At 60.7% G+C, this 8,821-nt stretch carries 18 protein-coding genes; 2 read left to right on the top strand and 16 right to left on the bottom strand.

The annotated features are described in order from the left end of the window. Positions 1 to 53 precede the first annotated feature (53 nt). Positions 54 to 1,058 (top strand): nucleoid-associated protein YejK, encoded by a 1,005-nt coding sequence (yejK, locus tag ACN0VI_RS13600; protein ID WP_044316229.1) that lies wholly within the window; start codon positions 54 to 56, stop codon positions 1,056 to 1,058. A gap of 68 nt (positions 1,059 to 1,126) precedes the next feature. Here yejK and ACN0VI_RS13595 read toward each other — a convergent pair whose 3' ends face one another. The 16 genes from ACN0VI_RS13595 to ACN0VI_RS13520 form a co-directional block, all read right to left on the bottom strand. After that, positions 1,127 to 2,062 (bottom strand): S49 family peptidase, encoded by a 936-nt coding sequence (locus ACN0VI_RS13595; protein WP_417447127.1) that lies wholly within the window; start codon positions 2,060 to 2,062, stop codon positions 1,127 to 1,129. Positions 2,063 to 2,263: 201 nt separating this feature from the next. After that, complete coding sequence (locus ACN0VI_RS13590; RefSeq protein WP_044316227.1) at positions 2,264 to 2,623, bottom strand: hypothetical protein; 360 nt, start codon at positions 2,621 to 2,623, stop codon at positions 2,264 to 2,266. Between the two features lie 10 nt (positions 2,624 to 2,633). Then, positions 2,634 to 3,254 carry a hypothetical protein gene (locus ACN0VI_RS13585; RefSeq protein WP_181087001.1) on the bottom strand — a complete coding sequence of 207 codons (621 nt, stop codon included), beginning with the start codon at positions 3,252 to 3,254 and terminating at the stop codon, positions 2,634 to 2,636. A 190-nt stretch (positions 3,255 to 3,444) separates the two neighbouring features. Next, entirely contained in the window at positions 3,445 to 3,624 is a 180-nt protein-coding gene (locus tag ACN0VI_RS13580) for a hypothetical protein (protein ID WP_019407019.1), read from the bottom strand. 21 nt (positions 3,625 to 3,645) lie between these two features. Next, entirely contained in the window at positions 3,646 to 3,972 is a 327-nt protein-coding gene (locus ACN0VI_RS13575; RefSeq protein WP_019407018.1) for a hypothetical protein, read from the bottom strand. A gap of 35 nt (positions 3,973 to 4,007) precedes the next feature. Then, on the bottom strand, positions 4,008 to 4,610 hold the full coding sequence (locus ACN0VI_RS13570) for a hypothetical protein (RefSeq protein WP_417447126.1): 603 nt from the start codon (positions 4,608 to 4,610) through the stop codon (positions 4,008 to 4,010). Continuing rightward, positions 4,607 to 5,047, bottom strand: coding sequence for a phage protein NinX family protein (locus ACN0VI_RS13565; protein WP_417447125.1), 441 nt, complete (start codon positions 5,045 to 5,047; stop codon positions 4,607 to 4,609). The genes ACN0VI_RS13570 and ACN0VI_RS13565 overlap by 4 nt, the downstream gene beginning before the upstream one ends. 234 nt (positions 5,048 to 5,281) lie before the next feature. Then, positions 5,282 to 5,569, bottom strand: coding sequence for a hypothetical protein (locus ACN0VI_RS13560; protein ID WP_417447124.1), 288 nt, complete (start codon positions 5,567 to 5,569; stop codon positions 5,282 to 5,284). 267 nt (positions 5,570 to 5,836) lie between these two features. Next, positions 5,837 to 6,193 carry a hypothetical protein gene (locus tag ACN0VI_RS13555; RefSeq protein ID WP_417447123.1) on the bottom strand — a complete coding sequence of 119 codons (357 nt, stop codon included), beginning with the start codon at positions 6,191 to 6,193 and terminating at the stop codon, positions 5,837 to 5,839. Between the two features lie 58 nt (positions 6,194 to 6,251). Next, positions 6,252 to 6,632, bottom strand: a complete 381-nt coding sequence (locus ACN0VI_RS13550) for a hypothetical protein (protein ID WP_019406857.1) — start codon at positions 6,630 to 6,632, stop codon at positions 6,252 to 6,254. Beyond that, the gene (locus ACN0VI_RS13545; protein ID WP_019406856.1) at positions 6,625 to 6,858 is read right to left on the bottom strand and encodes a hypothetical protein; all 234 of its coding nucleotides are present in this window, start codon (positions 6,856 to 6,858) and stop codon (positions 6,625 to 6,627) included. Before ACN0VI_RS13545 ends, ACN0VI_RS13550 begins: the two co-directional genes overlap by 8 nt. Then, positions 6,851 to 7,180, bottom strand: a complete 330-nt coding sequence (locus tag ACN0VI_RS13540; protein ID WP_417447122.1) for a hypothetical protein — start codon at positions 7,178 to 7,180, stop codon at positions 6,851 to 6,853. The genes ACN0VI_RS13545 and ACN0VI_RS13540 overlap by 8 nt, the downstream gene beginning before the upstream one ends. Beyond that, positions 7,177 to 7,404 carry a hypothetical protein gene (locus ACN0VI_RS13535; protein WP_019406854.1) on the bottom strand — a complete coding sequence of 76 codons (228 nt, stop codon included), beginning with the start codon at positions 7,402 to 7,404 and terminating at the stop codon, positions 7,177 to 7,179. The genes ACN0VI_RS13540 and ACN0VI_RS13535 overlap by 4 nt, the downstream gene beginning before the upstream one ends. Positions 7,405 to 7,465: 61 nt before the next feature. After that, entirely contained in the window at positions 7,466 to 7,666 is a 201-nt protein-coding gene (locus ACN0VI_RS13530; protein WP_230486015.1) for a hypothetical protein, read from the bottom strand. Next, positions 7,663 to 7,908, bottom strand: coding sequence for a hypothetical protein (locus ACN0VI_RS13525; RefSeq protein ID WP_417447121.1), 246 nt, complete (start codon positions 7,906 to 7,908; stop codon positions 7,663 to 7,665). The genes ACN0VI_RS13530 and ACN0VI_RS13525 overlap by 4 nt, the downstream gene beginning before the upstream one ends. Before the next feature lie 83 nt (positions 7,909 to 7,991). Further along, positions 7,992 to 8,153, bottom strand: coding sequence for a hypothetical protein (locus tag ACN0VI_RS13520; RefSeq protein ID WP_181087009.1), 162 nt, complete (start codon positions 8,151 to 8,153; stop codon positions 7,992 to 7,994). 303 nt (positions 8,154 to 8,456) lie between these two features. On the opposite strand from ACN0VI_RS13520, the gene ACN0VI_RS13515 reads away from it, so the two are divergent. Continuing rightward, the gene (locus ACN0VI_RS13515; RefSeq protein ID WP_417447120.1) at positions 8,457 to 8,819 is read left to right on the top strand and encodes a hypothetical protein; all 363 of its coding nucleotides are present in this window, start codon (positions 8,457 to 8,459) and stop codon (positions 8,817 to 8,819) included. Positions 8,820 to 8,821 lie beyond the last annotated feature (2 nt).

Here is an 8,821-nt window from a genome sequence, read left to right as displayed (position 1 = left end):
AGGCCAACCCGCCAGCACCAGAAGAAAAACACCACCACGACAAGGGATCATCCATGCCAATCAATCACATCATCGTCCACCAGATCGACAAGAAACCGGACGGAACGCCGGCAGTTCTTCATCCCCGTGACACGGAATTGCCCGTTTCCCAGGCAACGGAGAATCTGCTGGCGGATCTCAACCACGGGTACAACGCCAAGGCCGGCAAGGGCTGGGGTCTGTTCCATGAGCCATCCGGCGCCTACCCGTTCAGCGGCTGGCTGAGTCAGTACCTGGACGGCACTACCGACTTCACCGCTTTCAGCCACCAGGCCGTCGAGCATCTGCAGAAGCTGATGGAAGAATCCAACCTGTCCACCGGGGGGCATGTGCTGTTTGCCCACTACCAGCAGGGCATGACCGATTACCTGGCCATCGCGCTGCTGCACCACAGCGAGGGTTTGACCGTGACCGATGCGCTGGACGTGGCGCCTGCCCGGCATCTGGACCTTGGCCAACTGCACCTGGCTGCACGTATCAACCTCTCCGAGTGGCAGAACAACAAGCAGTCCCGGCAGTACATCTCCTTCATCAAGGGTAAGAACGGCCGGAAGGTTTCGGACTACTTCCGCGACTTCATTGGATGTCAGGAGGGAATTGACGGCCCCAGCGAAACCCGCACGCTGCTCAAGGCGTTCAGCGAATACGTGGAGAGCGAGGACTTGTCCGAGGAGCAGGCTCGCGAGAAGGTGACCACGCTGATTGGCTATGCCAGCGCCCAGAGCAACCTGGGTGAGCCGGTGTCGCTTGAAGAACTCTCTGGCCATCTCGACGAAGATCGACCGAAAGCGTTCTACGAGCACATCCGCAACAAGGACTATGGACTGTCACCCGAGATCCCAGCGGATAAGCGAACCATCAACCAGTTCCGTCGCTTTACCGGCCGCGCCGAAGGTTTGTCGATCAGCTTCGAATCGCACCTGCTGGGCTCGAAGATCGAGTACGACGAGAGTGCGGATACGCTTACGATCCGCAACGTGCCATCCCAGCTCAGGGACCAGCTCAAGCGATCCGCGTAAGGAATCGCAGAAACGAAAAGGCCCGCATGTAAGCGGGCCTTTTTTTTGAAGGTGTAGCGTCCGTCAGGCTACCGAAGGACCATGCCGCCAAAGCCCAGGTTCAGCGACAGCTGGTTGGCCACTGCCGTGCCGAGCTTGTTGGCGAACCTGTCCACCACGTTCTGTTTGCTGCTGAAGTCAACGATCCGCTCTACGCCTACCACTTCGCGGGCCACGTAATCGGAGTCACCCAGCCGGTCGATTAGGCCAAGGCCCACGGCCTGCTCTCCTGTCCACACCAAGCCGCTGAACAGCTCGGCATCAGCACTATCCTTCAGTCGCTCGCCGCGACCGGCTTCGACCGCCGCTATGAACTGCTTGTGCGTTGCCTGCAGCACGCCTTCCCAGAACTTGGTTTCCTTTTCATTCTGCGGCTGGAACTGGTCCAGAAATGCTTTGTGCTCGCCGGAGGTGTAGACACGCCGCTCGACGCCCAGCTTCTGCATCAGCTCGACATAGCCGAAGCTGGCGGCCGTCACACCGATGGAGCCGACTAGACTGGCTTTGTCGGCGAACACCTGATCGGCAGCGCTCGCGATGTAGTAGCCGCCTGAGGCGCCCAGGTCAGTGATCACCGCGTAGACCTTGATGTCCGGGTGCAGTGCACGCAGCCGCACAATCTCATCGTAGACCTGGCCGGCTTGCACCGGGCTGCCGCCAGGGCTGTTGATCTCCAGGATTACGCCCTTCGTATTCTCGTGCTCGAACGCTCGCGTCAGCCCGCGCTTGATGTTATCCGCGCTGGCTTCCTGGCCATCAGCGATGACGCCACGCACCTTCACCTTGGCCGTGAGTGGTGTATCCCCGTCGATGCCTTCCAGATCCGTGTTCCCGCCGACAGCAACGGCTGTCACCACGATGACGAGCGTGGTCAGCCGGAAGAAGTTTTTCCAGCGGCGTGCGGCGCGTTGTTCCTTGATGCTCGCCTGCAGCGTGCGCTCTATCACTTCGAGGCTTTGGTCCATGTGTGTTCCTTGTCTGTATATGTCGGGGGCATTAAACACCGTGATGGCCTTTTGCTAAACAGGCCCGGTACGAACGGTAGGAGTCCGCGCAGAATGCGTGAAGAGGATCTGGCCACGCTCAGTGAGCAGGTGCGTAGCGACAGCCGCTAGGCACCGTGAGCCCATCCAGGGAAAGCGGTGGTTCTTTGCCGAGGTGGCAGGTCAGTGGCTCGGGGTGCCACGTTCGATGACGCCCTGGCCAGCGAGCCAGTCGATGATCTTCTGAACACTCTCAGGCACACCAGAGGGCACCGCGTAGACCATTCCGCTCTGCAGGACGGCCAGAATGCTGCGATCCGAGAACGAGAAAATGGCCATGTCTGCGGCCGGCTCGATGTGCACATAGCTGGCTCTGTCCAGGGCGGTCTGGAGCAGCCATTCAAGGTCGCGGCTTGGGTTCGGCTCGGGGGTGAGCTGAAGCGCCAGTTTGAGCGCAAGTCGCTCGCGGGGAGGGATCGAGCTATCGGCTGATTTCAGGAGGAGATTGTCTCTCTCGATCAGCAATGCCTGAAGTTTGCTCACGCCATCATCCTCAATCCGGCAGTGGGTCGGCAGGGGTAACCACCCCGGCTCGGTCAATCGTCGTCGAATAGAACGCATCGACGGTTGTGCTCATTCCCGGCATCTCTATCGCGCCTATCGTGTGATAGGTGATGAGCCCGTAGAGATTGGGCTTGTCCTGGCGGGCGGTGATGCAGAAGAAGCCGCTTGGCCCTTGCGTGATCATGTCCGGCCCAGCCTCGGGCAAGAATCTCAACGCGGCGTCGCGGAAACCCTCGGCACGCTCGCGGGTGGGGAATGCAAACACCTCCAGCCAGCATTTGTCATCATCGGATAGCACCTGGAACGCCTCAATCTTCGCCTGCGGCACTCCCGGCCATGACCCGTTCGCGTACTGCTCAGCTGGCGTCAGCTGGTATTGCAGGAAAAAACTTCCATCGTGAACCGGCTCTGACCTGCCCTCGTACAGATCGAGTACCGGATAATGTGCCCGGTACAGTTTCGGGAAAACAATTCCGGTGCGGTTGCACTTGAATCCTTCGCTGAAACTCTCCAGTGGCTCCGGCTTACCACCACCCTGCTTGGCCATGCGCTTCTGCGTGAAATCTGCCATGTTGGCCACGTTCGCGGCGCCGGCCTGCAACTCGTCCATCGGGTGCTCCTGTAGCGGGGGGATCATCTAGCCTTACGTGGGCGATCAGACGACACAGATTTTTCCTTCTCGAACTGATTTGCCGCCTCAACGTGCCGCTTGTACTCAGCGTCAGTCATCAGCCCGGCGCGGCGCAACTCGCTCAACCTACCGGATCGGTAGTATGCCGCGATCATTCGAGTGCTGGGCTTCACGCGGATGCCCTGGTCATGTACTCGACGAAGAATTCCAGCCAGAGGCCGGCGTTATCGTCTCCCAGCACCAGCGGATAACGCTCCGGGTCCTTGGCGTGTTGCGCCTGATACTCGGCAACAAAGCCTTCGAGGTCCGAGCGCACCTCGGCGACGAATTCATCCAGCGTCTGGCTCATGTACTGCTACCCCTCGGCAGGTTATTCGTTGACGGCATCCCGTAGGGCGGCATTCCAACCGATCTTCGACCGGATGGCCGTGCACACCACGTCGCCCAGGGCGCCCCAGAGAGTGCCGACAATCGCGAGGCAAAGGCTCCAGACATCCAGAATCACCAGCCATACGCTCGTTGCGGGCGCATCGAGCTTGATTAGCAGGGCAAGGAGGGACAGGACAACGATGACGTTGCCCCAGCGTTGCGACCACTTCGGTGCAAGTTTGCCTCTCAGGCTTGCCAGAATGATCAGCGCGGCAAGCACGTTGCCGACCCCGAGCAGGGCGATGGAAGCGAGGGTATGTAGAGTCATGCGGGTTCCTTTGGGTAGTGTGTGCGTTTCACCGCTCAGGCCAAGAGCGCCTGCGGTAATCGGATTACTTTGCCGAGCTTGGCGGCGACCAGACAGCGCATGGCTGCGATGGCCGCTGTGTTGCCATATAGCGCGTCCGATGCGTCTATCTGGTACATGGCATCGTGTGATTGGTGTTCCGTCGAGGTGCAGATGCTGTGCTGCCCTATGACGGCGCACCAGACGGGTATCCCCACGTTGTTGCAGTATCCCTGGGCGTCTTTGCCCCAATCGTCGTCGCAACGAACGGTGCTGATGCCAAAATGCTCGACCAGTAGGCCACTCAGGTCCCGGCTGGTTGAGAAGGATGGCAGGTCGGGGTGCGCGACTCCCAAGGACACTGGCTCGCCCCCGGCCGGAAGCATCCACCCATACTCGTTGGGTTTCGTTGCATTGAGCCCGGCCTGCTGGTATTCGCTGATCAGACACAACGAGCCGATGGCCCACCGCTGAGTTGAGTTGCCCCGGTACTGAGCAAGATCATCGTCACGTTCGCGGTCGATGCAGTTCTTCGCCCAGACCCAGCCTTGCGTTAGTGCCACAGCACAATCAAGAGCGCGCCCCGACAGTTCGCCTGCTCGTACTTTGTCAAAGCTCATTGCAGCAGCTCCTTTGGAATGCTTACGCGGGCGCCCAGCTTGCTTGCCACGTAGCAGCGCATGGCGGCGATCAAGTGAGTTGGCCCTTCACCGCTGAAAACGCTGTTGCGGCTGGTGTAGTTCTGGAATTGATGAATGGGTCGGCAGGTGGCGAGCCATGACGTGACATTGCGGCCGTCCTTCTCCCGGCTGCAAACCTCGCTGAAGGAGATAAGCTCCCTGCCGATCAATGGCCCGCCGTAGTTCCAGTCAGTAGACGGACAGTAGTTCTGCGCCGCTGACCAGCCGCTGCTCAGTACCCGATCCACGCCATTGAGGGTAAACCACCAGCACGCCACCGTATCGAAGCGCAGGTTGGTGGCGCCTTCGGACATAGCCACCGCCAAGTCCAGTGCTCGCCCGGTCAGGTCGCAGGCATTCACTTCGATGCAATTCATCAGTTCCGCCCCCCATTGGTGATCTGACCTGCGGCCTCGGGCGCTTCGATGCTGCCGATCTGATCCAGGATTTCCTGGTGGGTATGGGGAAGGGTCGCGTTCATTGGTTGGGCCTCGTGCTGGACTGATTTCGAGGTTATTGCAAGGCGGAGGAAACCCAAGCGCATAGCCGCAAGGTAGTGAGAGGTGGACGAGGAGAAGCAAGGCAGATCAGGCACCGCACCGCGCCAGCACTCAGACCGGCGCCAATAAACCGAGCAGCACTTGGATGAGGACGAAGGTGATAGCCGAGACGATCAGCAGCAAAATGCACGCGCGCCAGCCATTGCTTGGATTCAGGCCGAATGAAGCCGCAATGGCGCCGATTGCTACAGGCACCAGCCCAGGAAGGTTCCGGCCAGCGTCGTCGCCCCCGGATTCCGGGACGATCAGGCAGAAGAGCGCATAGGCAAGGATCATCGCCGTGGCGATGGCGAGGTCCTTCGGTGATGGATGCTTGATGTCTACGCCCCAGATTTGCATTGCGATTACCTCAGCGAAACGATTGGCTAGAACAGGGGTTGCTGCGGGTGATTTGGATCTGGCTTTGGCGGTCTAAGTGGGTGGCCAAGCTGGCGGCGACACTCGGCAAGCCAGACCCTGTAGGGCCAGCCCTTTCGCTTGCCGAATGGATAGGCCTCGGCGAGCGCCAAGCGCAACGCCTTCAGGTCGCTGCGCCCGACTTCACGGATGGTCTGAGCAACGACAGGCGCTGCCCGATCAGCCCAGGACAACTTTCCCATCTCGGCCTTATGTCAGGGCCGGAATGCCGATGGCGTCCCAATCGGCGGGTTGTGGTTGAAAGCCGTCAGCCCATGGCCACGGGACATCGAACTGATGTTCTTCCGAGGCGAAAACAGCCGTCTCAGTGTCGAGGTAGTCAAGGAACCAATCGTGCGATTTTCCCGGCACACCAACTACCGGCGCAAGGATGGCCACCAGATTGCGGTAGCCGGCAGGCGGTGTCGGTGGCGTCCAGCCATGCAGCAGCTTGGCATGCTGAGGAGGATTGGTGGTGTTCACGCCTTTGTACAACTCGGCGTCCTTGGCTGTGAGGGCCGTGCCGTGGGTGGCGTTCTCGGGCTGCTTGTTGTCGTCGTTCATCATTCCCTTCCAGGGTTGAGGGTGGTCAGGCCGCGCACCGGCATAGCGCCAGTGCGGCGGGTCACTCTGCGGGGCCAGCTCGGTCGAGATGTGCCCTACCGGCGACCGCGTTTTTCTCTTCTCGATAACCGCCAAGCCACGCAATGCCGTGGAACGCGAAGACAGCGGCCCCCACAGCAAGCACAGCACCGCCACCGAACTGGATACTCGCAATGAACCCGAGAGCAGTGAGCTTCAACGCTCGCCCGGCGTAGTTATCCGGCCAACGCGTGGCGGCGGTCATGTCTGGGCCATAAACTTCCAGCTGCAAGCACCAATAGCCGACCACATTGAGCGCGAACAGGATCAGAGCTGCGACCGACAGCCACTTAGCCAGGCGAAAAACTCCTCTCCAGAAATACGGAAGTTCGAGGCGAAAAGCCGTGAGCCGGCGTTTACTCATTGCGGTGCACCTTGCTCAGGGTGGTCAGGTATTCGGCTACCTGATCGGCGTCAACCACGGCCAGCGTTTCTGAGCAGCCGTCGCAGCCCAGGACGAACTGGCACTGGACCTCATTGCTGCGCAGCCGTCCGTCCGGTGCACCGGAGGTGACCCTGTTGTGAGTGGCCCAGCTCAGATCGTTCCCGCCACAGGCCTTGCACGTCCGAGCAGAGAGCAAACTAGCCATGAGACGGCGCCTCCTGAGTTTTCGCAGCGGGGGTGGGCGTGACGGCATTCCAGGCGCGGCGATAGACGTGCTCAACACGAGCATCCTGCAGGTGCTGACTGGCAGTAATCACCGCCAGCAGCTCATTGCGGCTGAATTCGGCCCTGGTATCGGTGGGGTGACTGTCGAACAGCATCGTGATGGCCACGGCGGTAGTGTCGCGCAGCAACTGCTCCAACTCGCCGACACGGGCATGCAGAGCCTCGTGTTCGGAGGCCAGCACAACGTCGCGACCTTCGATGTGCGGATGGTTCGGGTGGTAGCGCGTAGCCTGATCCATCACTCCAGCTCCTCGCGCATGTAGTTGATCAGTACGCCCGCGACCGCGACGCAGCGTTCTGCGCGGGGCTCGCCTTTGCGCGCCATCGCACGCAGCGTGGTTTGCTCGTTCGCCTCTTCGGTCAGCTCGCGCCCGTAGAACTCGCTCATGAGCGTGCGGGCAATGGCTTCGACCCGGCGACCATCCTCAGCCTCGTAGGCGCTCGTTACGTTGTGCATCAGGCTCACAGGGCACCTCCCTTGATGTGCAGGACGGCTATTTCAGGAGAATTTTTTCTGCTCACAACCGTCAGCTCCTTTCTTCGATGAACGCCCATGCCTGGGCGCAATTGCGGATCTCAGCCAGCCGCCAGCCCGTGGTGACCAGCCGGGGCGAACCGACAACCACCTGCTTAATCGGATCATGGACGTTGACGACATCGCCGATGCGCTCGGTCTTGTAGCCGGCCGCGTGCAGCCGGTCTTCGATGGTGATGTTCTCGCGGCTCATTGCGCACCTCCCTGCGTGGTGGCGTGTGCGCGCAGCGCGTTGCTTAGCGATTTGAAGCTGCGGCGGCTGACCTTCCACTGCCGGTCGCTCACGCGGGTGTAGTTCGCCGTGTACTTGCGGTGCCGAATAGCCGGATTGCTGCCCGATTCGACATACGTGACAGGCCAGCCATCAACGACAGCGGTCGTACCGATCAGCTGGCTGCGCGGTGCCTCTACGGGAACGTGGTTTTCGGTATTCATCATGTCGCCTCGAACTTGCTTGACTGCGATTCCAGCCTCTCACGCCGCTGGTGAATCCCAAGGGCGCCAGGGGCATGCAGCGATCACAACCCAGGATTGAGCCCGTAGACGGCCAGACGCGCAGCCTTGTAATCAGCGAACGCAACGCCAGCTGCCTTGCAGGCGTTGTTGGCGCTCAGGTGTTCGGCCTGTGCGTGAGCGGCTTCGACGGCGCTGATGATCTGTTCGGCGGTATTGCGTTCCATGGCGGTTTGCTCGGTATCGGCTGGTGATGGATACAGGCTCGCATGGGGCTGGGGTATCCCAAGCCCTCGCCGGAGCAGCCGTTGCACCAGCTGACCGACAGGATTTCCCAGCGGATGTTTTTCTCTGGGATTTCGAGCGGGCATAGGCTATCGCGGCCGGCGTACCGGCAGGCATGCCAATGTTGCAAGGATCTGGCAGGTTTAGACGGCGAGCCGATAGAGCCGCACGGCCTTGCGCTGGGGATTTCGGGAGGGCGTGGAAGTATGGGTGCGACCTAACCGAACCTCTCAAGCAGGCCACCCATGATTCTTTCCGAAAAGTACCTCACCACGCAGGCAAAGCTTCGCGCCAGCCTCTCCCCCCTCGGCTGGCAAGTCACAGACGTAGGCCCTATTGCTCTTGGCACCAAGACCTACCAAACGGCTGTTGGCGAAAAGCAGGCCATCGCCTACCTGCCGCCGTCTGGCGATAAGGCGGCGTTCTTCCAAGCTTCATACTGGAGCGAGGGCCGCAACGTGCTGGCGACGCTGCGGGCCGGCTGGAAGCCCATCACCCACGGTGAGTCGGACGAGGAGCTTCACGAGATGGCGGTAGCGTTCAATGCCGAGGTGGATACCGAGGTGGCCAAGACCTATGCCATGCGGCTTGCTGCGCCGGAGCAGTAAGG

Source organism: Kangiella sp. (assembly GCF_048265365.1).
GTDB lineage: Bacteria > Pseudomonadota > Gammaproteobacteria > Enterobacterales > Kangiellaceae > Kangiella.
Note: the sequence above shows the minus strand (reverse complement) of the source record. Positions and strands in the feature narration are given on the sequence as shown.